The 21,599-nt window shown below is 69.3% G+C and carries 19 protein-coding genes; 4 read left to right on the top strand and 15 right to left on the bottom strand.

The features are described 5' to 3' along the window. Positions 1-206 precede the first annotated feature (206 nt). Entirely contained in the window at positions 207-1,358 is a 1,152-nt protein-coding gene (locus ACZ5EF_RS10500) for a DUF294 nucleotidyltransferase-like domain-containing protein (protein WP_346062209.1), read from the top strand. A gap of 37 nt (positions 1,359-1,395) precedes the next feature. Here ACZ5EF_RS10500 and ACZ5EF_RS10495 read toward each other — a convergent pair whose 3' ends face one another. The 5 genes from ACZ5EF_RS10495 to ACZ5EF_RS10475 all read right to left on the bottom strand — a co-directional run bounded on the left by ACZ5EF_RS10495 (position 1,396) and on the right by ACZ5EF_RS10475 (position 7,246). Next, the gene (locus ACZ5EF_RS10495; RefSeq protein WP_346062210.1) at positions 1,396-4,110 is read right to left on the bottom strand and encodes a sensor histidine kinase; all 2,715 of its coding nucleotides are present in this window, start codon (positions 4,108-4,110) and stop codon (positions 1,396-1,398) included. Between the two features lie 51 nt (positions 4,111-4,161). Continuing rightward, complete coding sequence (locus tag ACZ5EF_RS10490; RefSeq protein WP_346062211.1) at positions 4,162-4,383, bottom strand: hypothetical protein; 222 nt, start codon at positions 4,381-4,383, stop codon at positions 4,162-4,164. Between the two features lie 42 nt (positions 4,384-4,425). Further along, positions 4,426-6,471, bottom strand: coding sequence for a 3'-5' exonuclease (locus ACZ5EF_RS10485; protein ID WP_346062212.1), 2,046 nt, complete (start codon positions 6,469-6,471; stop codon positions 4,426-4,428). Further along, on the bottom strand, positions 6,471-6,842 hold the full coding sequence (locus ACZ5EF_RS10480; RefSeq protein WP_346062213.1) for a response regulator transcription factor: 372 nt from the start codon (positions 6,840-6,842) through the stop codon (positions 6,471-6,473). Before ACZ5EF_RS10480 ends, ACZ5EF_RS10485 begins: the two co-directional genes overlap by 1 nt. A 113-nt stretch (positions 6,843-6,955) precedes the next feature. Continuing rightward, positions 6,956-7,246 carry a hypothetical protein gene (locus tag ACZ5EF_RS10475; RefSeq protein WP_346062214.1) on the bottom strand — a complete coding sequence of 97 codons (291 nt, stop codon included), beginning with the start codon at positions 7,244-7,246 and terminating at the stop codon, positions 6,956-6,958. Positions 7,247-7,446: 200 nt separating this feature from the next. Between ACZ5EF_RS10475 and ACZ5EF_RS10470 the strand changes: the two genes are divergently transcribed. The 3 genes from ACZ5EF_RS10470 to ACZ5EF_RS10460 all read left to right on the top strand — a co-directional run bounded on the left by ACZ5EF_RS10470 (position 7,447) and on the right by ACZ5EF_RS10460 (position 10,581). Continuing rightward, positions 7,447-9,123, top strand: coding sequence for a carbon starvation CstA family protein (locus tag ACZ5EF_RS10470; protein ID WP_346062215.1), 1,677 nt, complete (start codon positions 7,447-7,449; stop codon positions 9,121-9,123). 15 nt (positions 9,124-9,138) lie between these two features. Next, positions 9,139-9,438 (top strand): cory-CC-star protein, encoded by a 300-nt coding sequence (locus ACZ5EF_RS10465; RefSeq protein ID WP_346062216.1) that lies wholly within the window; start codon positions 9,139-9,141, stop codon positions 9,436-9,438. Positions 9,439-9,573: 135 nt separating this feature from the next. Further along, the gene (locus tag ACZ5EF_RS10460) at positions 9,574-10,581 is read left to right on the top strand and encodes an ArsA family ATPase (RefSeq protein WP_346062217.1); all 1,008 of its coding nucleotides are present in this window, start codon (positions 9,574-9,576) and stop codon (positions 10,579-10,581) included. Between the two features lie 244 nt (positions 10,582-10,825). Here ACZ5EF_RS10460 and ACZ5EF_RS10455 read toward each other — a convergent pair whose 3' ends face one another. The 10 genes from ACZ5EF_RS10455 to thiI form a co-directional block, all read right to left on the bottom strand. After that, positions 10,826-11,569, bottom strand: coding sequence for a YdcF family protein (locus ACZ5EF_RS10455; protein ID WP_346062218.1), 744 nt, complete (start codon positions 11,567-11,569; stop codon positions 10,826-10,828). 53 nt (positions 11,570-11,622) lie between these two features. Then, positions 11,623-12,258 (bottom strand): endonuclease III, encoded by a 636-nt coding sequence (gene nth / locus ACZ5EF_RS10450; RefSeq protein WP_346062219.1) that lies wholly within the window; start codon positions 12,256-12,258, stop codon positions 11,623-11,625. Positions 12,259-12,268: 10 nt separating this feature from the next. Next, positions 12,269-12,961 carry an electron transport complex subunit E gene (locus ACZ5EF_RS10445; protein ID WP_346062220.1) on the bottom strand — a complete coding sequence of 231 codons (693 nt, stop codon included), beginning with the start codon at positions 12,959-12,961 and terminating at the stop codon, positions 12,269-12,271. After that, entirely contained in the window at positions 12,958-13,593 is a 636-nt protein-coding gene (gene rsxG, locus ACZ5EF_RS10440; RefSeq protein WP_346062221.1) for an electron transport complex subunit RsxG, read from the bottom strand. Before rsxG ends, ACZ5EF_RS10445 begins: the two co-directional genes overlap by 4 nt. Further along, positions 13,590-14,618, bottom strand: a complete 1,029-nt coding sequence (locus ACZ5EF_RS10435; RefSeq protein WP_346062222.1) for an RnfABCDGE type electron transport complex subunit D — start codon at positions 14,616-14,618, stop codon at positions 13,590-13,592. The genes rsxG and ACZ5EF_RS10435 overlap by 4 nt, the downstream gene beginning before the upstream one ends. An 82-nt stretch (positions 14,619-14,700) precedes the next feature. Next, a complete protein-coding gene (rsxC, locus tag ACZ5EF_RS10430; protein ID WP_346062223.1) occupies positions 14,701-16,422 on the bottom strand; it encodes an electron transport complex subunit RsxC in 1,722 nt (573 codons plus the stop codon). Continuing rightward, a complete protein-coding gene (gene rsxB, locus ACZ5EF_RS10425) occupies positions 16,419-17,015 on the bottom strand; it encodes an electron transport complex subunit RsxB (RefSeq protein WP_346062224.1) in 597 nt (198 codons plus the stop codon). The genes rsxC and rsxB overlap by 4 nt, the downstream gene beginning before the upstream one ends. A 50-nt stretch (positions 17,016-17,065) precedes the next feature. Continuing rightward, positions 17,066-17,647: an electron transport complex subunit RsxA gene (gene rsxA, locus ACZ5EF_RS10420; RefSeq protein WP_346062225.1), complete on the bottom strand. Its 582-nt coding sequence runs from the start codon at positions 17,645-17,647 to the stop codon at positions 17,066-17,068. Positions 17,648-17,690: 43 nt separating this feature from the next. Then, positions 17,691-19,733, bottom strand: a complete 2,043-nt coding sequence (metG, locus tag ACZ5EF_RS10415; protein ID WP_346062226.1) for a methionine--tRNA ligase — start codon at positions 19,731-19,733, stop codon at positions 17,691-17,693. A 354-nt stretch (positions 19,734-20,087) separates the two neighbouring features. Continuing rightward, entirely contained in the window at positions 20,088-21,557 is a 1,470-nt protein-coding gene (gene thiI, locus ACZ5EF_RS10410) for a tRNA uracil 4-sulfurtransferase ThiI (RefSeq protein WP_346062227.1), read from the bottom strand. Positions 21,558-21,599 lie beyond the last annotated feature (42 nt).

Here is a 21,599-nt window from a genome sequence, read left to right as displayed (position 1 = left end):
GCCGTCCATCGACGATATCGGCGAGGCGATGTTCGAGCCCCGTTGAGGGTCGGGCCCACTAAGGCCGCAGGCCGTCCATCGACGATATCGGCGAGGCGATAATCCGAGCCCCGCTGATGGCCATGATCCGCTGACTTGGCCTTTGGCCCAACAGGCAAGGATGCCACCAGGCGCTACACTGCGGGCAGTCCCGACGAGGAGTGCCCATGCGCCTGCTGCAACGTCCTTCCCCCTGGCGGTCCCTCTTCGCCGGGGCCTTTCCCCCCGATCCCTCATGCTGGCCCGAGTCGCTGGCGCCCCTGAGCGATGCCCTGACGGCGCTGGGGCCCGAGCCGGGCCTGGCCGAGGCCAAGGCCTGGCAGCCCACCCTGGTGGAGGCCCTGGTGCGCCTGGAGCTGCCGGCGTCGCGTATCGCCGAGCTGCTCAGCGACCATAACGACTGGCTCTATCGCCGCGCCATCGACGACGCCCTGACCGAGATGCGAGCCCAGGGCTGGGGCGCGCCGCCGGTCGCCTTCTGCGTGCTGACCCTGGGCTCCGGGGCTCGCCACGAGAGCCTGCTGGGGCCGGATCAGGACAATGCCATGATCCTCGACGCCTACCCGGACGCTCGCCACACCGAGATCGACGGCTATTTTCAGCAACTGGGAGAGCGCTTTACCGCGCGTCTGGACGGGGCGGGGATTCCGCTTTGCCGTGGCCAGGTGATGGCGCGCTGGCCCCTGTGGCGCAAGCGCCTGGAGGAGTGGGGCAAGCAACTGGAGATCTGGACCGCCGAGCGGCGGGTCAAGCGGGTGCAGCAGGCCACCATCCTGCTCGATTTCTTTCCGGTGCATGGCGAGGCGCGCCTGGCCGAGGCGCTGCGCGACAAGGCCCTCGCCCTGGTGCCCCGGGCGGCGCTCTTCCTCGACGAGATGGCCGAGCTGCTGGAGGAGGCGCCGCCGCTGCTGGAACGCTTCGGGCGCCTGGTGGTGGATAACGAGGCGCCCCACGAGCGGGCCTTCGACCTCAAGCGCCGCGGCCTGCTGCCGCTGGTCAATGCCACCCGCCTGCTGGCCTGGTGTCATGGCTGTCGCAGCGTCGATACCCGCGGGCGCCTGGCGGAGCTGGTGGGGCGCGAGGGGCTGGAGGCGGCCAGGGCCCAGGCCCTGCAGGCGGTCCTGGGGCGCTGTCAGGCGCTGCTGCTGCGCGCCCAGCGGGAGAGCCTGGCCCAGGGGCGTGCCGCGGATGGTTGGATCGATATGGCGCGCCTGGACGAGGCGGAGCGGCTGCTGCTGCGCCATGACCTGGGGCGGGTGCGCGAGCTGATCAAGTTGGCCAAGGCCGCCGCCCGGAAGGAGCGGCGACACGGGACCTGAGGGAGTGGCCCCTAAAGGGCTACCGGCAGGGTCGGGCTTAATCGTCGAGGGCCTCGGGCAGCTCCATGATCAGGCAGGCACCGCCTAGGGTGGGGGCGGGCTCTACCCAGAGGCGGCCGCCCAGGTGGGCGACGATGCCGCGGCTGATGGGTAGCCCCAGGCCGCTGCCCTTGGGCCGGTGGCGCCGCTTGCCGCCCTGCTGCTGCTTGATCTGGTGAAATTTCTCGAAGACCCGCTCGCGCTCGGCCTCGGCGATACCGGGCCCATTGTCCTCGACGGCGAGGCGATAGTGCGTCTTGTGGCGGCTCAGGGTGAGGCGCACCCGGGGCCGCTCATCATCGGCGAACTTGCCGGCGTTATCGAGCAGGTTGATGATCACCTGGGCCAGGCGGTCCGGGTCGCCCATCACCCAGGCCTCCCCGGGCTCGATGGCCGACTCCAGGGTCACGCCGCGCTCCGCCTGCAGCCGTTCCACCGCCGCCAGGCCGTGGCGGGCCAGGGCGGCCAGGTCGAGGCGCTGGGGGTTGAGGGTCAGGCGCCCGCTTTCCAGCCGGGCCAGGTCGAGGATCTCCTCGATCAGTCGAGAGAGACGTTGACTCTCCTGCACCACCACCTCGAGGAACTGCTCGCGCTTGGCGTCGGGGAGGTCCTTGCCGTCGCGCAGGATCTCGGCGAAGGCGCGAATCGAGGTCAGCGGCGTTCTCAGCTCGTGGCTGACCATGGCCACGAACTCGTCCTTGAGGCGGTCGAGTTCCCGCAGCCGCTCATTGGCACCGCGAAGTTCCTCGCCGATGCGCGCCAGCTCCTCCGATTTCTGCTTGAGGCGACGGTTGTACTCCAGGGTCTGGGAGGTGGTGTCGAGGATCCTCAGCACCGCCTCCAGGTCCAGGGCCTCCCCACGCACCACCGAATTGATCAGCACCCGCGCCGAGGCGCTGCCCAGGGCCCCGGCCAGGGCCCGTTCGGTGCGCGCGATCAGTGCCGGCGGGGCCGGCCGGTCGTCGTCCCCCCCCTCCAGCACCCGGGTGGCCGCCTTGGCGCCCAGGTAGCGGGTCAGCAGGTCGCGCAGCTCGCCGCGACTGGTCTGGCCTTGCCACAGGCTGGTGGGCATGGCATCGCGGCGCAGCGCCCCGGTGAAGAGTGCCGCCTGGGTCTGCTCCAGGCGACTCTGGCGGCCGAACAGGGAGAGGCCCACCAGGGCGGTCAGGTTGAGCCCCAGGCTCCAGAACAGCGAGTGGGTATAGATATCCCAGCCCTCCAGGCCGAGCAGGGCATAGGGGCGTAGCCAGTCGAGGCCCCAGGGGCCTTGCTCGATAAGGCTCAGCGGTAGCCAGCCGGACTGGGCGAAGCCCGGCAGCAGCAGGGTATAGGCCCAGACCATTGCCCCCAGCACCAGGCCGGTGATCGCGCCCCGACGATTGGCGCCCCGCCAGTAGAGCCCCAATAGTAGGGCGGGGGCGAACTGGGCGGCGGCGGCGAAGGAGACCAGGCCGATGGTCACCAGGCTGTAGGCATCGCCGAGCAGGGCATGGTAGAGGTAACCCAGCAGCAGGATCAGCAGGATGGCCACCCGGCGGATGCCCAGCAGCCAGCCGCGCAGCTCGCCACGGCTTTCCAGGCGCCATCGAGGGGAGCGCAGCAGCAGGGGCATGATCAATTGGTTGCTGACCATGGTGGAGAGGGCAATGGTCTCGACGATCACCATGCCGGTGGCGGCGGAGAGCCCGCCGATAAAGACCAGTAGCGGCAGCGCCTCGAGACCGGCGGAGAGCGGCAGGGTCAGCACGAAGCTGTCCGGATCACTGCCCCCCAGCAGCAGCATGCCGGCTAGGGCGATGGGGATCACGAAGAGGTTGATGGCCAGCAGGTAGAGGGGAAAGAGCCAGCTGGCGCGGATCAGGTGACGCTCGTCCACGTTTTCCACCACCAGCACCTGGAACTGGCGGGGCAGGGTCAGGAAGGCCAGGAAGGCCAGCAGCAGCAGGCCGCTCCAGCCGAGGGCACCGCCATCCACCGCCGACAGGTCCAGGGCCTGGCGCAACTGGGGATCGGCGCCGGCCCGGGCGAAGAGGTCACCCACGCCGTTGAAGAGCACGAAGACCGTAAACACGCCCACCGAGATAAAGGCCACCAGCTTGACCAGGGACTCGAAGGCGATGGCCGCCACCATGCCTTCGTGGCGCTCGCTGGCATCCAGGTGGCGAGTGCCGAAGAGAATGATAAAGACCGCCAGCACCAGGGCCACCCAGAAGGACTTGTCGACCCAGAAACGCTCCTCGGCCAGTTGCAGCTCGATGGGGGCGGGATAGCTTACCAGCACCGCATGGCTCAGGGTGATCGCCTTGAGCTGCAGGGCGATATAGGGGGTGATGCCCACCAGGGCGACCAGCGCCACCAGGGCGCCGAGCACGCGACTCTTGCCATAGCGGGCGCTGATGAAGTCGGCGATGGAGGTGAGTCGCTGGTCCGAGGCGACACGCACCATCTTGCGCAGGATAAAGGGCGCCGAGAGCATCGCCAGGGTGGGCCCCAGGTAGATCAGCAGGAAGCTGGCGCCCTGGGTAGTGGCCCGGCCGACGCTGCCATAGAAGGTCCAGGCGGTGCAGTAGACGGCGATGGAGAGGGCATAGACGGTGGGTGAGCCGATCACCGAGCGGCCCTGGCTGGCGCGCCGGTCGCCCCAAGCGGCGATCAGAAACAGCAGCGCCAGGTAGCCGAAAGCGGCAGCGAGGATAACCGCTTCGCTACGCATGCCGGCCCCCTTCCCGGGGGGCGATCACGCCTGTTGCTGGCCGGCGCAGGCTCATTCCCTGTCTCCCTCCCGGGCGCCGCGCTCCAGCAGCCAGGCGGCCAGGCCGATCACCAGGCCCCACGCCAGCAGCAGATAGAGGGGCAGGGCGGAGAGTCCGCCGGCCAGGGGGCGGTCGGCGATGATCACCAGCGGCGGCGAGAAGAGCGCCAGGGCCAGCAGCAGCAGGGCCAGTAGCCGCTCCAGGTGGCGGGGGCGCTTATCGGGCTCACGCATTGGCGTCCCCCTGGCCCAGGGAGGAGAGGGGGCGGTGGGGGATCATGCGCTGGCGTCCTCCCTGTCGAAGGCGCTGGTTTGCAGGCGTAACAGCTGATCCAGGCGCTCGATCCCGCGGGCCTCCAGACGCGGCAACAGGTGCAGCCAGAGCTCGGCGGTCAGGCGCGCATCGCCCAGCGCCGTGTGCCGTGCCTCGGGGGGGATGGTCAGGTCGTAGCGCGCCGCCAGGCTGTCCAGGTCATGGCCATCCAGCCCCGGGTCCAGGGCCCGGGAGAGCAGCAGGGTATCGAGTATCGGCATGCTCAGGCAGCAGGGGCTCCCGGTGGGCTGCAGGGCCAGCAGATCGAAGGCGGCGTTATGGGCCAGCAGCACCGCATCGCCCACATAGTCGCGAAAGCGCGGCAGCACCTGGGCCAGGGGTGGGGCGCCGACCACGTCCTGGTCGCGCAGGCCGTGAATGGCGGTACTCTCCGGGGGAATGGGGCGCTGGGGGTCGATGCGCACATCGAAGGTGTCGTCGGCCAGCAGGCGGCCGTTGACGATGCGACAGGCGCCCAGGCTAATCACCTTGTCGCCCTGGCGCAGGGCCAGGCCGGTGGTCTCGGTATCGAAGGCCACCACCTCCAGGGCGGACAGCGGGCGGGCCGCCAGGGCCTCATCCGGTGGCGGCAGCTCGGCGATGCCGAAGTCGTGGAATTCGGGGCGCGGGGGGACCCGGGGGCGGGGCGCGCCGACCCGCTCCGCCGCCGGCAATGGCAAGCGCAACCGGGCGTGCTGACCATCCTCGTCGGCCAGGCTCCATAGCTCGCTGGCATGCTGGCGCAGCAGGCTTTGCAGGCTGGGGGCCAGGGGCAGCTGCGCCAGCCGGCGCGACTGCCACTGGGCCAGCCGCCCCTGGGAGAGTGGGGGGCCGATCCAGATCAGGTCCAGGTAGATCCGCTTGTTGCCCAGGCAGGCTTCGACCTCCAGGCAGGTCTGGCTGGTCGTGGCGGCGAGCTCTTCCACCAGGGCTTCGAGCAACCCCAGTAGCGCCGGGGCATCGGCCTTGATCCAGGCGGGGATGCCGATGGGGCGGATCGCCAGGCCACGCTCGGTGAGGCGCTCGTTGAGGGCCTCGAAGAGATCATTGGACCAGGTGGGCAGCAGACGCTCGCCCTGCTGCTGGAGGCTTTCGGTGAGCTCCCCGAGGCCGTGGATCAGTTCCCCTAGGCGCTCGCTCTCCTCTTGGACGGCCTGGGTCAGGCGATGGCGCAGGGCCTCGTCCCGCCCCTCCAGTTGGCCCAGGGCCTCGGCGGCACTGCCCAGGTTAGCGCCATGGCCGCGCAGGCGTGGCAGCAGCTCTGCCAGGCCGGCCCGGGGCCCCAGCTCGCTGTGCCAGGCGGCGGTGGCGTCCTCCAGAGTGATCAGGGTCTCCTCATGCTGGCTGGGCACCCGGCGCAGCATGGCGCGCAGCCAATGCTCGCCCAGGGGCACCAGTAGCTCCCGAGGCGTGCCGTCATCGGGCAGCCGGGCCAGGCTATCGCGCAGGCTGGCCTGGGGCAGCAGCCCCTCCAGGCGCTTGCCCAGGCCCAGCCCCGGATGGTCGGCGAAGAGCGTCTCGGCGGCCTGATTGAAGAGCAGTAGGCGGTGGTGGCGATCGCACAGCAGCAGGGGCGTCTCCAGGAGCTGCAGCAGGGACTCCAGCTCCTGGCGAATCCGCGCGGCACTGCGGGCGCCCTCGGCATGGGCGGTGGCCAGGCGTTCGCGGTCGCCTCGCCAGCCCTGCCGTAACCGTCTGAGATCCGGGGCCAGGCCGGCCAGCCAGCCCTCGGGAGGGTAGTCGTCACGGGCATCGGGGTTGGCGGCCAGGCGTGCCACCAGTACCTGGAGGTGGCGCAGCGGGCGCAGCAGGCGCCGCTCCAGCAGGGCGCCCAGGGTGAACAGCAGCACCCCGCTGGCCAGGCTGGCCGCCCAGAGGGCGAGGCGTTCCAGGCCCTGGGGCATCAGGCGGGCATCGAGCCAGAGGGCGATGACCAGGCCGGCGAAGAAGCTCAGACCACTGAGCAGCAGCCAGGCACCGACCAGGCGTTGGCGTCTGGGTAGCCCCATCAGCGGGCCTCGTCGAGCAGCGCCTTGACCTTCTCCACCAGGGCCTGGGTCGAGAAGGGCTTGGTGATGTAATCATCCGCCCCCAGTGCCAGGCCCTTCTCCCGTTCCACTTCGCGGCCATGGGCGGTGAGCATGATGATCGGCAGCTTGGCGCCCCGGGGCATCTGGCGCAGCCGCTCGAGGACCTCGAAGCCGCTGAGATCGGGCAGGCTGATATCCAGCAGCACCAGGTCGGGAAGGTCCTCGGCGACCCGGGCCAGGGCGCCTTCGCCATCCTCGGCGGTCGTGACCTCGAAGCCCGCCTGCTGCATCAGGAACTCCAGAGACAGGACGATATTGGGCTCGTCATCCACCACCAGCACCTTGGGCATCGGCCCCTCCTCGTCGATTGTCGTTGTTGAGTGCAGTCTAGTGGCGCGGCGGCGGACGTTGAAAGGCGACCTTGGCAGAATGGCGCGGCGAGGAAGGAGAAAGCGCTTGGCGATCAGCCGTGGCCGTTATCGGGGTGCCCGAAGCCCAGCCCGTCCCGGCGGGGGCGCAGCCAATACCAGGCCAGCAGGATCACCAGCAGCGGCAGCAGCCAGTCGGGTACCCGGGTTAGCCAACCGAGCCCCTGATACAGGAAGAAGGCCACCAGGCCGGCGGCGATCCCTCCCAGGGGGTGCACCCAGGCCGCCGGGCGGGGGGCGTTGCGACGCAGGGACAGGCGCAGCAGCATGCCGATAAAGAGGCCGAAGGCCGCGGCCATGGCCAGGGTTGACCAGAAAGCATTCATAGCACCTCCCACGGAGTTCATCCGCCCCGCAAAACGCTTCGACTTTGGGCGAAATACGACCGATTTTTCCTTGGTTATGATGGATTTATTGGTAGCTGGCTACCAATCTTAGCGAGTGGCAATATAACGCATGCCAGCCAAGGCTCGCCGAATCGGCGAGCGACCAAGAAAAAAGAACGCCTTACCAAGGAGCCTATCACATGAGCGCAATCGTGCTGCTGGTCCTGGGGTTGGGGGCGATGGCGGCGGGGTACTTCCTCTACGCCAGGTTTATCGCCGAGCGGATCTACCGCCTCGACCCCGATTACAAGACGCCCGCCCATGAGTACGAGGATGGAGTGGACTATGTGCCCACCAATCGTTTCGTGCTGTGGGGGCACCACTTCACCTCGGTGGCCGGGGCCGCCCCTATCGTGGGACCCGCCATCGCGGTGATCTGGGGCTGGTTGCCCGCCTTCCTGTGGGTGGTGCTGGGGACCATCTTCTTCGCCGGGGTGCATGACACCGGGGCCATCTGGGCCAGCGTGCGCAACAAGGCCAAGTCGGTGGGCGCCCTGACCGGCGACGTGGTGGGCAAGCGGGCTCGCAGCATTTTCATGATCGTGATCTTCCTGGTGCTGCTGATGGTCAACGCGGTCTTCGCCGTGGTGATCGCCGGCCTGATGATGAACTTCTCCAGCGCCGTGGTCCCGGTGTGGGGCGCCATCCTGGTGGCGCTGATCATCGGCCAGTTGATCTACCGCCGCCTGCTGAGCCTACCCATGGTGTCGATCCTCGGCGTGATCGCCCTCTATGCGCTGATCGGTATCGGCCCCTCGGTGCCCATCCAGATGCCCGCCGAGGTGGCTGGCCTGTCCGGCAATGCGGTATGGATCCTGATCCTCTTCGGCTATGCGGCCATCGCCTCCCTGCTGCCGGTCTGGGTGCTGCTCCAGCCCCGGGACTACATCAACGGCCTGCAGCTGTTTATCGGCCTGATCGTCCTCTATGGTGCCATCCTGCTGATGAACCCGACCCTGGTGGCCCCGGCCTTCAACGACAACGTGCCTGCCGGCACCCCTTCGTTGCTGCCGCTGCTCTTCGTGACCATCGCCTGCGGCGCCATCTCCGGCTTCCACGGCCTGGTCTCCTCCGGCACCACCTCCAAGCAGCTCAACAAGGAGACCGATGCCCGCTTCGTCGGTTACTTCGGCGCCATCGGCGAGGGCATGCTGGCGCTGGCCGCGATTCTCGCCGCCACCGCCGGCTTCGCCACCTTCGCCGACTGGCAGGCCATGTACACCGCCTTCGGCCAGGGCGGCGTCAATGCCTTCGTGGAGGGCGGCGCCTTTATCATCCATAACGGCATCGGCCTGCCGGAGGCCACCGCCGCGACCCTGCTCACCGTGATGGCGGCGCTGTTCGCCGGCACCACCATGGATACCGGCCTGCGCCTGCAGCGCTATATCTTCCAGGAGTGGGGGGAGATCTATAATCAACAGTGGATGAAGAAGTCGGCGCCGGCCACCCTGCTGGCGGTGGGTAGCTGCCTGCTGCTGGCCTTCGGGGCCGGGGGCGCCGATGGCTCCGGTGGCCTGATCATCTGGCCGCTGTTCGGTACCACCAACCAGTTGCTGGCGGGCCTGACCCTGCTGGTGATCACGGTGATGCTGGTGCGCCTCAAGCGTCCCATGGCCTACACCCTGGTGCCGCTGTGCTTCCTGCTGGTGATGACCATCGCGGCCCTGCTGATCCAGCTGCGCAGCTTCCTCGAGCAGGGCAACCATTTCCTGCTGGTGCTGGATATCGTGGTGCTGATCGCCGCCATCCTGGTGGCCATGGAGTGCGCCTCGGCCCTCAAACGCTCCCGGGCCGAGACCCTGGAGTCCCAAGAGTGACGCGGGAGGACACCGATGAGCGATGATCGTGACCCTCACGATCCGCGGCTCGAACGGATTCGGGCCTGGCTCGGCCAGGCCCGATTCTTCGCCGAGGAGATCTACTCCACCCGCTACCGGGGGGCCATCGCCCGGGCCCGGCGCGACGAGGACGACCTCTTTATGCTGCTGGTCTTCTCCGAGATGATGGGGCTCTCCAACCCGGTGGCCTACTACACCCTGGAGCTCCAGCCCCTGCTGCTGGAACGCTTCCACGACTGGCACCGGCGCATGGGCATGGAGCACTCGCCCCTGGATCATTTCAAGTGCTGCTAGCGCCAAGCGCCAAGCGCCAAGCGCCAAGCGCCAAGCGCCAAGGATCAAGGATCAAGCAACGAGGCAACCCGGCCCATCCCCGCGCTGAGGGTGGGCACCATCCTGGCTTGCAGCTTATGAAGCATGGAATCTGATATGAAAGAACTGCTGGATAAACGCCTGCTCTGGGTGGGCGGCAAGGGCGGTGTCGGCAAGACCACCGTCTCGGCATCGCTGGCGGTGCTGGCGGCGCGCCGCGGCAAGCGGGTGCTGGTGGTCTCCACCGACCCGGCCCATAGCCTGGGCGATGCCTTCGACCGGGAGCTGGGCGATCGCCCCCGGCGCCTGCTACCGGGATTGGATGCCCTGGAGATCGACCCGGACGCTGAGGTAGAGGCGCACCTGGCCCGGGTGATCGAGCAGATGCGCCGCTATGCCGCCCCGCAGATGATGGCGGAGCTGGAGCGCCAGATGCGCCTGACCCGGCAGTCGCCGGGCACCCAGGAGGCGGCCCTGCTGGAGCGGCTGGCGCGGTTGATCACCGATGATGAGGCCCCCTATGACCTGGTGATCATCGACACCGCCCCCACCGGCCATACCCTGCGCCTGCTGAGCCTGCCGGAGGCCATGGCGGCCTGGACCGACGGCCTGCTGGCCCATAACCGCAAGTCCGAGGAACTGGGCAAGGTGCTCTCTCACCTGACCCCCAGGCGGGGGCGGGACCTGGCGACCCCCTTCGATGATCCCCAGGAGGACCCCCTGAGCGATCTGGACGAGCGCTCCCGGGAGGTGGCCCAGACCCTGATCACCCGGCGACGGCTCTTCCACCAGGCGCGCCGACGCATCGAGGAGAGCGACCATACCGGCTTCCTCTTCGTGCTGACCCCGGAGCGGCTACCGATCCTGGAAACGGTACGCGCCGTGGCGGCCCTGGAGGAGGCGAAGATCCCGGTGGCGGGTACCCTGGTCAACCGGGTGATTCCCGCGGAGGCCGATGGCCGCTTCCTGGCCGCCCGTCGCGCTCAGGAGGCCAGTTACCTGGCGCGTATCGATGACGAGCTCAGGCACCTGCCGCGGCCGCGCCTGCCGCTGCTGGCGAGTGACGTCCAGGGCATCGAGGCGCTGGAGCAGATGGCCCGGCGCCTGGAAGACGCCGGCTTCTAGGTTCTTATACCGTTACCTTGATGCCGGATATGGCGGGGAAGCCGGCCTCTGCTGCCAGATGGGGCGGGCGGCTCACGGCAGCCGCTCGCCCAGCCACTGCCAGGCCAGCCCCAGCCATTCGTTCCTGGGTCGCGGCGATACGCCCGGCACGCAAGGCGCTAGGGCAGTCGCTCGCTCAGCCGCTGCCAGGCCAGCCCCAGCCATTCGTTCCTGGGTTGCGGCGATACGCCCGGCACGCAAGGCGCTAGGGCAGTCGCTTGCTCAGCCGCTGCCAGGCGAGCCCCAGCCATTCATGGAGGGCGCGGCTGCTCTGGTGGAGGTGGTAGGCCCGGGGCAGCCAGGCGTAGAGCCCCGGCGGCGGGGCGCTGGCGAAGCCGGTGGGGGCGGGAATCACCGTCAGCCCCGCCGCCTCGAACTCCGCCACCGCCCGGGGCAGGTGCCAGGCCTGGGAGACCAGGGCCACCCGGGTGATGCCGTCATTACCGAGCATCCGCGCGCTGAAGCGGGCATTCTCGGCGGTATTGCGACTCTCGCCTTCCATCCAGCGCACCGGCACCCGAAACACCTCGCGCAGGGCGGCGGCCATCAGGCTCGCCTCGGCGCTGTGCTCGTCGTGCACCCGGCCGCCGCTGACCAGGATCGGCAGGCCGCTGTCGCGGTGCAGCTTGGCGCCATAGGCCAGGCGCCGCCAGCTGGCATCCGCGGGCGCGTCCCCCCAGCCGAACTCGGCGGCGTCGTAGTCGCGACCGCCCCCCAGGATGACGATGGCCTGGGCCTGGCGCCACTGGCCGGGACCGATCACCGGATGGGGCTCCAGCCCCTGGCGAAGCAGGTGACTGGCCATGGGGGTGGCCAGTAGGGCCAGGCTCGCCAGTCCCAGGCCCAGCAGGAGCCCGCCCGCCAGGCGCCGGGGCCCCAGGGCCAGGCCCAGCAGGATCAGCAGCAGGTTGATCAGTGGCGGCAGCAGCAGGTACTTGAGGGCGACCATCGAGACCTCCGATCTAATGGGGTGACCCGGATATGGCCCAGTATGGCAGCCTCTTAGATATCCACCTTGTCCTTGAACTCGCAGAGGTCCTCGATCACGCAGCTGCCGCAGCGGGGCCTGCGGGCCACGCAGGTGTAGCGGCCATGCAGGATCAGCCAGTGGTGGGCGTCCTGGCGGAACTCCCGGGGCACATGGCGCAGCAGCTTCTTCTCCACCTCCAGCACGTCCTTGCCCTTGGCGATGCCGGTGCGGTTGGCGACCCGGAAGATATGGGTGTCCACGGCGATGGTGGGCTGGCCGAAGGCGGTATTGAGGATGACGTTGGCGGTCTTGCGCCCCACCCCCGGCAGCGCCTCCAGGGCGGCCCGGGTCCGTGGCACCTCGCCGCCGTGGCGGTCGATCAGGATGCGGCAGGTCTTCATCAGGTTCTCGGCCTTGGTGTTGTAGAGGCCGATGGTCTTGATCTGTGCCTTGAGGCCGTCGAGGCCCAGGTCGAGGATCGCCTGGGGGGTATTGGCCAGGGGAAAGAGGCGGGCGGTGGCCTTGTTGACCCCCACGTCGGTGGCCTGGGCGGAGAGCAGCACCGCGGTGAGCAGCTCGAAGGGGCTGCTCCAGTCGAGCTCGGTGGTGGGCTCGGGGTTGTGCTCGCGCAGCCGCGCGAAGATCTCGAAGCGTTTCTCGGCGTTCATCAGGGCCTCGTCAGCGTGGGGTGCCGGTGACGCGAATGCGCTCCCGGGGCGTGGGCGCGGCGGCCCGGCGCCGCCGGTCGTCGATGGCGTTCTTCAGGGCGATCAGCAGGCCGGCGGTGAAGAAGGCCCCGGGCGGCAGCACCAGAAAGAGGAAGTCGTAGTCGGGAATCAGGGTCAGTTGCCAGTCGGCGGCGAGGGGGCCCAGCAGCAGGTCGAGGCCGGCGAAGAGGCTGCCCTGGCCGAACAGCTCGCGGATGGCCCCCAGCAGTACCAGGGCGGCGCCGAAGCCGAGCCCCATCATCAGGCCGTCGAGCAGCGCCGGCAGCGGCGGCTGGCGGGCGGCGAAGGCGTCGGCGCGGCCCAGGATGGCGCAGTTGGTGACGATCAGTGGAATAAAGATCCCCAGCACCTTGTGCAGCTCATAGGCGTAGGCGGCCATCAGCAGGTCGGCGCAGGTGACGAAGGCGGCGATGATCATCACGAAGGCGGGCAGGCGCACCGCCGCGGGCACCCGCTGGCGAATCAGCGATACCGCCAGGTTGCTGCCCATCAGCACCCCCAGGGTGGCCAGGGCCAGGCCCAGGGCGTTGACCACGCTGGCGCTGACCGCCAACAGCGGGCAGAGCCCCAGCAGCTGCACCAGGGCCGGGTTGTTGTCCCAGAGGCCGTCCCGGGCCAGGGTCGAGAGATTGGGGGGGCTCATGGCCGGGTCTCCTCATCCTGGAAGAGGGCCTCGCCCTCGGCGTCCACGTACTCCAGGGCGCGCCTGACCGCCGCGACCACCGCCCGGGGGGTGATGGTGGCGCCGGTGAAGCTGTCGAAGTCGCCGCCATCCGGGCGCACCGCCCAGCGTTCCCGGGGCGGGGCCTCGAGGCTGGCGCCCTCGAAGGCGAGGATCCAGTCGCTCTTGCGCCGCTCGATGGGATCGCCGAGCCCCGGGGTCTCCTGGTGGCGGCTGACGCGCACGCCGCCCAACTGGCCCTCCCGGTCGATGCCCACCAGCAGATGGATGGGGCCGCCATAGCCCTGGGCCACCACCGGCAGGATCAGCGCCGCCCGGCCGTCACGCTCGACTCGCCAGGCCGCGAAGGGCACCCGCTGACCCACCGCCTCGCTGGCGGGCAGGGTCAGCCGCCCCGCCAGCACGGTCTCCACCGGCAGGTCACGCAGCGACTCGGGCAGCACCTCCCGCAGCAGCCGGTACTCCTCGGCGCGCTGGTTCTCGGCGATGCGCTCGGCGGTGAGTGCCCGGGTGCCGGCCACCACCCCGGCGGTGATCAGGGCGAAGAGGCCGAGGCCCAGGCTGGCGCGGCGAATGGCGGGCAGCAGGCTCATGACGAGGTCTCCCGATGGCGCCGTCCCAGGGGCCGGGGCGGCAGGAGATGATCGATCAGCGGCACGGCGAAGTTCATCAGCAGCACGGCGAAGGCGATGGCGTCCGGATAGGCGCCCTGGGTACGGATCACCACCACCAGCACGCCGATGGCGGCGCCATAGAGCCAGCGACCGCGGCGACCGGCGGCGGCGCTCACCGGGTCGGTGGCGATAAAGAAGGCACCGAAAAGCGCCGCCCCGGCGAACAGATGAAAGGCGGGGGAGCCGTACTGGCTGGGGTCGCCGGCATAGAGCAGGCCCGACAGCAGCGTCAGGCTGCCGAGCAGGGCCAGGGGGATGCGCCAGTCGATCAGCCGGCGCCACAGCAGCAGGACGCCGCCGGCCAGCCAGCCCAGGGCGACGTCCCGCCAGGCGGCCTGGGCCCCGGCGGGCAGCGGCTCGCCGGCCCAGAACTCATGGGCCATCAGCCCCGGGGGCTTGTGCTTGAAGGCGTCCAGGGGGGTGGCGCCGCTCAGGGCGTCGAGCCCCGGGCCCAGGCCGGCCAGCAGGCGCAGCGCCTCCAGGGGCGACAGCGCCTCGGGGCCGCTCAGCCCCAGCGGCGCGACCCACTGGGTCATGGGCACAGGGAAGGCGATCAGCAGCAGGGCATAGCCCACCATGGCGGGGTTGAAGAGGTTCTGGCCCAGGCCGCCGTAGAGGTGCTTGGCCACCACGATGGCCGCGGTGACGCCCACCAGCAGCAGCCACCAGGGGGCGAAGGGCGGCAGGGCGGCGCCCAGCAGCACGCCGCTGACCAGGGCGCTATGGTCGGCCAGGGTGGCGCGCACGACTCGCCCGCGCAGGCGCAGCATCAGCGCCTCCAGGGCCATGGCCAGGCTCCCCGCCACCAGCACATTGGCGAGCACGCCCCAGCCGAAGTGCCAGGTCATCAGGGCGATGCCGGGCAGGGTGGCCAGCAGTACCCAGCGCATGATCTCGGGGGTGCCGGGGGAGGAGTGGGCGGTGCTGGCATGCATCAGACTCATGGGCGCTCCTCGGCACTGTTCTGGGGGGCGTGGCGGGATTCGTTCTGTGCGCCCGCCTGGGCCGAGCCGTCATGGATCGGACTCATGGGCGCTCCTCGGTGCTGCTCTGGGCATCGTCCTGGCCGTTGCCCTGGGCCTGGGCCATCTCGAGGCGGGCCTCGGCGGCCTTGAGGTGCTCCTCGGCGGTGGCGCGCTGGGTCTCCAGGTCCGCCAGGGTCGCCGCGTCGGCATCGCTGGCCCGGGCCAGGGCGCGCTCTGCCTTGCGCAGCGCCGCCTTGGCGGCGGCCCGGGCGATGCGCAGGCTCTTGACCGCCTCCTGGCCGTCGGCGCCGCCTCGGGGCGTGGCTTGGGATGCCGGCCGGCTGGCCGCCTGGCGCCGCGCCTGGCGCCGTGCCTCCTTCTCGGCGGCCTCGCGCTCCAGGCGCGCCTGGCGGCACTCATAGCGGTGGCGGGCCCGCTCGGCGCGGCGGGCCTCGGCGTCCTTGTGGCGCAGGCGATCCTTGGCGGCGCGGAACTGGGCCACCAGGGGCAGATGGCTGGGGCACACATAGTCGCAGGCCCCGCATTCGATGCAGTCGAACAGCGCCAGCTCCCGGGCCTTGTCGTCGGCGTCCGCCTGGGCGAAGGCGAACAGCCGCTGGGGGGCCAGGGCCACCGGGCAGGCCGTCTCGCAGTCGCCGCAGCGGATGCAGGGGCGCGGCGGGGGCGGCGCCGGCAGTTCCTCGGCGCTGGCAGCGATCAGGCAGTTGGCGGTCTTGACCAGCGGCAGGTCCAGGCGCGCCAGGGGCTGGCCCATCAGCGGACCGCCCATCACCAGCCTGGCCAGGCGGTCGCGGTCGAGGCCAGCATCATCGAGCAGCTCGGCCAGCGACGTGCCCAGGCGGGCGATCACGTTGCCGGGGCGTGCCAGGGCCTCGCCGGTCAGGGTCACCACCCGGGAGATCAGGGGACGGCCGTCGCGCACCGCCTCGAGGGCCGCCCGCAGGGTGCCGGGGTTATGGCAGATCACACCCATATCGGCGGGCAGGCCGCCACTGGGCACCTGGCGCCCCAGCAGGCGGCGAATCAGCTGGTTTTCTCCGCCGCTGGGGTAACGGGTCTCGATCACCTTTAGCTCGATGATGGGCGTACTCTCGGAGGCGGCGATCGCCGTGTTCAGGGCGGCGAGCGCTTCGGGTTTGTCATCCTCGATGCCCACCAGGATCCGCTCGGCGCCCAGCAGGTGGGCCAGCAGCCGGGCGCCTTCCAGCACCTCGGCGGCATGCCGGCGCAGGGTCATGTCGTCGGCGCTGATATAGGGCTCACACTCGGCGGCATTGACCACCAGGGTATCGATGGCGTGGTGCTCGCCGAGGCCTGCCTTGACTTGACTGGGGAAGCCGGCGCCGCCCAGGCCCACCAGGCCGCTCTCGGCGAGGCGCCGGTGCAGGGTCTCGGCGTCAGTGGCGCGCCAATCCAGGGCCGGCATCAGGGTCCACTCATCGCTCCCGTCGCCCTCGATCACGAGGCAGGGGGCGGTGAGGTCGCCGGGGTGGGGGATAGGGCGCGGCTCGATGGCGCTGACGGTACCGCTGATGCTGGCATGCAGGGCGGCGGAGACCCGGCCCTGGGGATGGGCGATCACCTGGCCGGTGCGCACCCGCTCGCCAACCGCCACGCAGGGCTCGGCGGGTTGACCACGATGCTGGGTCAGGGGCAGTACCACGCGGCGGGGCAGCGGCGCCTCGCGTAGCGGTTCCCGGGTGCTCTGGGCCTTGCGGCCGGGCGGGGTGATACCGCCGGGAAAGTCGAAGCGACGGCTCATCTCGATGCGGCTCCCGCAATGATCGGCGGGTCATGACGGTCGCTGGCGATCAGCTCGGGGCGCGGCCAGTGCCAGGCGTCCGGCTCCCGGGGGCGCAGCTCGATACAGTCCACCGGGCAGGGCTCCAGGCAGAGGTCGCAGCCGGTACACTCCTCGGCGATCACCGTATGCATCTGCCGGGCGGCGCCGAGGATGGCGTCCACCGGGCAGGCCTGGATGCACTTGGTGCAGCCGATGCACTCGGCCTCGCGGATATAGGCCACCCGGGGCTCCTCCTGGGCCTCGCCGTCCAGGGGCTCGGGCTCGCGCCCCAGCAGGTCGGCCAGGGCAGCGATGGTGGGCTCGCCCCCGGGGGGGCACTTGTTGATCGCCTCGCCCCGGCCGATCGCCTCGGCGTAGGGGCGACAGCCCGGATAGCCGCACTGGCCGCACTGGGTCTGAGGCAGCAGGGCGTCGATCTTCTCCACCACCGGGTCGCCCTCGACCCGGAAGCGCTCGGCGGCGAAGCCCAGCAGGGCGCCGAAGGCCAGCGCCAGGCCGAGCAGGACCAGGATGGCGGCGAGGATGCCGTGATTGGCGATGAGCTCCAGCATAGGCTAGCCCGATACCTGACAGGGAGTGGTGGCGATACGTTCCGGCATGACTACCCCTGTACCAGCCCGGCGAAGCCCATAAAGGCCAGTGACATCAGGCTGGCGCTGATCATGGCGATGGCCGCGCCGCGGAAGGGGCGCGGCACGTCGGCCAGGGCCAGGCGCTCGCGCAGGGCGGCGAAGAGCACCAGCACCAGGGAGAAACCCAGGGCCGCGCCCAGGCCATAGAGCCCCGCCTCGATCAGGCTCGACTCGCGGCGCACCGAGAGCAGCGCCACCCCCAGCACCGCGCAGTTGGTGGTGATCAGCGGCAGGAAGATGCCCAGCACCTGATGCAGCAATGGACTGGTCTTGCGCACCATCAGCTCGGTGAACTGCACCACGGCGGCGATCACCAGGATAAAGGCGATGATGCGCAGGTACTCGAGCCCCAGAGGCGCCAGCAGGCGGTGGAAGACCAGATGGCTGACCAGGGCCGAGAGGGTCAGCACGAAGGTGGTGGCCGCGGCCATGCCGATGGCCGATTCCAGCTTGTTGGAGACGCCCATAAAGGGGCATAGGCCGAGGAACTGCACCAGCACGAAGTTGTTGACCAGGGCGGTACTCACCAGGATCAGCAGGAAGTCGCTCATCGCCATCCCCGGGGCGGCGCCAGGCGCCGCCCGCTACGTGGTCTCAACGTACCCGCTGGCCCGGCTCGGCGCCGGAGTCCGGAGACAGCAGGTAGATGCCGTCGTCGTTACCGGCGGCCAGCACCATGCCCTCGGAGACGCCGAAGCGCATCTTGCGCGGCGCCAGGTTGGCCACCATCACGGTGAGGCGACCCTCCAGGGCCTCCGGGGCGTAGGCGGCGCGGATGCCGGCGAAGACGGTGCGGCTCTCGCCGCCCAGGTCGAGGGTCAGCTGCAAAAGCTTGTCGGCCTTCTCCACGTACTCCGCCTTGGCGATGCGGGCGATGCGCAGGTCCACCTTGGCGAAGTCGTCAAAGGCGATCTCGGGGCCGATGGGTTCTTCGGCCAGGGGACCCTTGGGGGTCTCCTTGAGTTTCTGTTCTTCCACCAGGTCCTCCTTGGAGGCCGTCATCATGGCATCGATCTTGTCGCGCTCGACGCGGGTCATCAGCGGCTTGAACTTGGCGATCTCATGATCCAGCAGCACCGCCTGACGGCTCTCCCAATCGAGGCTGTCGAGCTCGAGAAAGTTCCGCGCGCCCTCGGCCATGGTCGGCACCACCGGTGCCAGGTAGACCATCAGCTGGCGGAACAGGTTGATGCCCACCGAGCAGATATCCAGCACCTCCTGCTCGCGGCCTTCCTGCTTGGCCAGCACCCAGGGCTCGGCCTCGGCGATATAGGTGTTGGCCTCGTCGGCCAGCTCCATGATCAGGCGCATGGCGCGGCCGAATTCGCGGGCCTCGAACTGGTCGGCGATCTCGTCGCCGGCGGCGATAAAGCGCGCCACCCGCTCTGGCTCGGCGCAGTGGGGCGAGAGCCGGCCGTCGCCGAGCTTCTTGACGAAGCCGGCGCAGCGGCTGGCGATATTGACCACCTTGCCCACCAGGTCGCTGTTGACCCGGGCGGCGAAGTCGTCGAGGTTGAGGTCCAGGTCATCGACCCGGGAGGTGAGCTTGGCGGCGAAGTAGTAGCGCAGGTACTCCGGGTTGAGGTACTCGGCGTAGGTGGCGGCCTTGATAAAGGTGCCCCGGGACTTGGACATCTTGGCGCCGTTGACGGTGACGAAACCGTGGCAGTTCACCGCCGTGGGGGTGCGCAGGTCGGCGCCATGCAGCATGGCCGGCCAGAACAGCGCATGGAAATAGACGATATCCTTGCCGATAAAGTGGTAGACCTCGGCCTCGGAACCCTTCTTCCAGTAGCTGTCGAAGTCGAGCCCCTCGCGCTCGCACAGCGCCTGGAAGCTGGCCAGGTAGCCGATGGGGGCGTCCAGCCAGACATAGAAGTACTTGCCCGGCGCATCGGGAATCTCGAAGCCGAAGTAGGGGGCATCCCGGGAGATATCCCACTCGTTGAAGCCGGCCTCGAACCACTCCATCAGCTTGTTGCGGATCTGCGGCTGGACATGGCCGTCGTTGATCCAGTCGTCGAGGAAGTCGGCGAAGTCGGGCAGCTTGAAGAAGTAGTGGGTGGAGCTACGCACCTCGGGGGTGGCGCCGGAGATCGCCGAGACCGGGTCGATCAGCTCCGCCGGGGTATAGGTGGCGCCGCAGGCCTCGCAGTTGTCGCCATACTGGTCGTCGGTCTTGCACTTGGGGCAGGTGCCCTTGATAAAGCGGTCGGCCAGGAAGAGGCCCTTGACCGGGTCATACATCTGCTCGATATCGCGGGTGGCGATATGCCCCTTGTCGCGCAGCCGGGTGTAGATCAGCTCGCTGAAATAGCGGTTCTCTTCCGAGTGGGTGGAGTGGTAGTTGTCGAAGGCCACCCCGAAGTGGGCGAAGTCCCGCTGGTGCTCCTGGCTGACCCGGTCGATCAGCGCCTCGGAGGTGATGCCCTCCTGCTCGGCGCGCAGCATGATGGCGGTGCCATGGGCGTCGTCGGCGCAGACATAGTGGCACTGGTGGCCGCGGCTCTTCTGGAAGCGCACCCAGATATCGGTCTGGATATACTCCAGCAGGTGGCCCAGGTGGATGGCGCCATTGGCGTAGGGCAGGGCGCTGGTGACCAGGATCTTGCGCGGAGCGCTGGCGGAATTCGGCATGGCGACTCTTGGGTTCCCGTGCTTGGGTGGAGGGCGCGCCCCCACGCGGAAAATGTCCGTGAAATCAGGCGTCGATTGTAGCCGGCTTCGGGGCGGGCTGCACCCTTGGGCCGGTGATTACCCGGGGCCATTGCAGCGATAACCATCCGCCGTTGCTGGCTCGGGGCTATCCTGGGGGCAGGCCTTCGCAAAGACGCTGTAACCCCCTCCCTGGGCGCTCGACTTTTTCGTCCCTGAAAAAGACGCTTTGCTCCGATCTGCCCCCCAGCGCCCCTTAGCCATTCTGGGTGCAGTCGCCCTGCGGGAGGTTATTCAAGCTGCCCCCAGAATACCCCGGCCCCTCGACAGGCGGCACTAACGGCGATAGACGCCGAAATGCGCGAGGCCCTGATCGGCCAGGTGCAGGGCCTGCATGCGGCTCATCACCCCCTGGTCGCAGTAGAGCAGGTAGTGGCGATCCCGGGGCAGATCCAAGGCGCGCTCCTGGAGCTCGAAGAAGGGGATGGCCAGCAGCTCGGTGTCGGGCAGCGACAAAGGCGCGGCCTCGCGCTCGTCCGGGTGGCGGATATCGATCACGCTGACCCTGGGCGCCTCGGCCAGGGCGGCCTCGCCATCCAGGGTGGTGATCTCCGGCAGGCTGGCCTGGTCGACGATCAGGCGATCCGAGCGGGTACGAGTGGCCGCTTCCAGGGCCGCGTCCAGCACGCCGAAGTCGAAGGCGGCCTCGGCCTCTTCCAGCTCGCCGCGCTTGACCTTGAGGCTGGGGCGGTTGGAGATCACCCCGCAGTACTCCGGCATGGTCTCGGAGAAGGCGGCGGTGCCGATCCGGCGCGCCTCGTCGATGATCGTCTGCTTGTCGTCGGCGACCACCGGGCGCAGCACCAGGCGTTCGGTGACCCCGTCGATCATCGCCAGGTTATGCAGGCTCTGGCTGGAGACCTGGGCGATGGCCTCGCCGGTGACCAGGGCGGGAATCCGCGCCCGGGCGGCGACCCGCTCGGCGATCCGCAGCATCATGCGCTTGAGTACCACCCCCATCAGGTGATCGGGAATGGTGGTGAGGATCTCCTTGACCACCCCCTCGAAGGGCACCGAGATAAAGTTCACCTTGTGGGTGGGGCTGTAGCGCTGCCAGAGGTAGTGGCTGATGGCGCGCACCCCCTGCTCATGGGCGGGGCCACCCAGGTTGAAGAACAGGAAGTGGCTCTTCACCCCGCGGCGCATCATGCGATAGGCCGCCACCGGGGAGTCATAGCCACCGGACATCAGCACCAGGGCGCTCTCCTGGGTACCCAGGGGGTAGCCGCCGAGGCCCGGCCAGCGACGGCCGATCAGCTGCAGGCGCTCACGGTTGACCTCCAGCGCCAGGGTCACCTCGGGGCGGGAGAGGTCGACCCGGGCGTCGTCGGCGCCGGCCAGCAGCTTGCCCCCCAGGTGGCGCTCCAGATCCGCGGAGGTGAAGTCGTGCTTGCCCTTGCGCTTGACCCGCACCCGGAAGGACTTGCCGGCGATGCGTGGCAGCCACAGCGGCAGCACCCGCTCGGCGATGGCCTCGAAGTCGCCCAGGGGAGAGTTCTCCACCGCCAGCACCTCGTGGATGCCGGGCACCCGCCCCAGGCTGGCCTCGAACTCGGCCAGCGCCTCGGCCTCCAGCGGCTGGCTCAGGGCGATCTCGATGGCGTCCCAGGACGCGCTCAGGCGTGCCTCCCGGTCATGGTCGTCCACCACCTTGCGCAGGTTACGGCGCAGGCACTTGATCAGGTTCTTGCGGGCCGACTTGGACTTGATGGTGATCTCGGGAAACAGCTTGATCAGATAATTCATGAGAATCGACGAGCTTGGGCTGGCGGGTGGGGGCGGCATTCT

The sequence above is a fragment of the Bisbaumannia salifodinae genome (genome assembly GCF_055388505.1).
Note: the sequence above shows the minus strand (reverse complement) of the source record. Positions and strands in the feature narration are given on the sequence as shown.

Coding starts and splice junctions, on each gene's coding strand:
- ACZ5EF_RS10455 (WP_346062218.1), bottom strand. CDS start 11,569: ATGGTCGCCCTCAAGTACCTGCTGCTGCCGCCACTGATCAACCTGCTG.
- ACZ5EF_RS10435 (WP_346062222.1), bottom strand. CDS start 14,618: ATGAGTCTGATGCATGCCAGCACCGCCCACTCCTCCCCCGGCACCCCC.
- ACZ5EF_RS10480 (WP_346062213.1), bottom strand. CDS start 6,842: ATGCCCAAGGTGCTGGTGGTGGATGACGAGCCCAATATCGTCCTGTCT.
- rsxA (WP_346062225.1), bottom strand. CDS start 17,647: ATGAGCGACTTCCTGCTGATCCTGGTGAGTACCGCCCTGGTCAACAAC.
- rsxC (WP_346062223.1), bottom strand. CDS start 16,422: ATGAGCCGTCGCTTCGACTTTCCCGGCGGTATCACCCCGCCCGGCCGC.
- ACZ5EF_RS10500 (WP_346062209.1), top strand. CDS start 207: ATGCGCCTGCTGCAACGTCCTTCCCCCTGGCGGTCCCTCTTCGCCGGG.
- thiI (WP_346062227.1), bottom strand. CDS start 21,557: ATGAATTATCTGATCAAGCTGTTTCCCGAGATCACCATCAAGTCCAAG.
- ACZ5EF_RS10445 (WP_346062220.1), bottom strand. CDS start 12,961: ATGAGCCCCCCCAATCTCTCGACCCTGGCCCGGGACGGCCTCTGGGAC.
- rsxB (WP_346062224.1), bottom strand. CDS start 17,015: ATGCTGGAGCTCATCGCCAATCACGGCATCCTCGCCGCCATCCTGGTC.
- ACZ5EF_RS10485 (WP_346062212.1), bottom strand. CDS start 6,471: ATGGGGCTACCCAGACGCCAACGCCTGGTCGGTGCCTGGCTGCTGCTC.
- ACZ5EF_RS10460 (WP_346062217.1), top strand. CDS start 9,574: ATGAAAGAACTGCTGGATAAACGCCTGCTCTGGGTGGGCGGCAAGGGC.
- ACZ5EF_RS10490 (WP_346062211.1), bottom strand. CDS start 4,383: ATGCGTGAGCCCGATAAGCGCCCCCGCCACCTGGAGCGGCTACTGGCC.
- ACZ5EF_RS10475 (WP_346062214.1), bottom strand. CDS start 7,246: ATGAATGCTTTCTGGTCAACCCTGGCCATGGCCGCGGCCTTCGGCCTC.
- ACZ5EF_RS10495 (WP_346062210.1), bottom strand. CDS start 4,110: ATGCGTAGCGAAGCGGTTATCCTCGCTGCCGCTTTCGGCTACCTGGCG.
- rsxG (WP_346062221.1), bottom strand. CDS start 13,593: ATGAGCCTGCTGCCCGCCATTCGCCGCGCCAGCCTGGGCCTCGGCCTC.
- nth (WP_346062219.1), bottom strand. CDS start 12,258: ATGAACGCCGAGAAACGCTTCGAGATCTTCGCGCGGCTGCGCGAGCAC.
- metG (WP_346062226.1), bottom strand. CDS start 19,733: ATGCCGAATTCCGCCAGCGCTCCGCGCAAGATCCTGGTCACCAGCGCC.
- ACZ5EF_RS10465 (WP_346062216.1), top strand. CDS start 9,139: ATGAGCGATGATCGTGACCCTCACGATCCGCGGCTCGAACGGATTCGG.
- ACZ5EF_RS10470 (WP_346062215.1), top strand. CDS start 7,447: ATGAGCGCAATCGTGCTGCTGGTCCTGGGGTTGGGGGCGATGGCGGCG.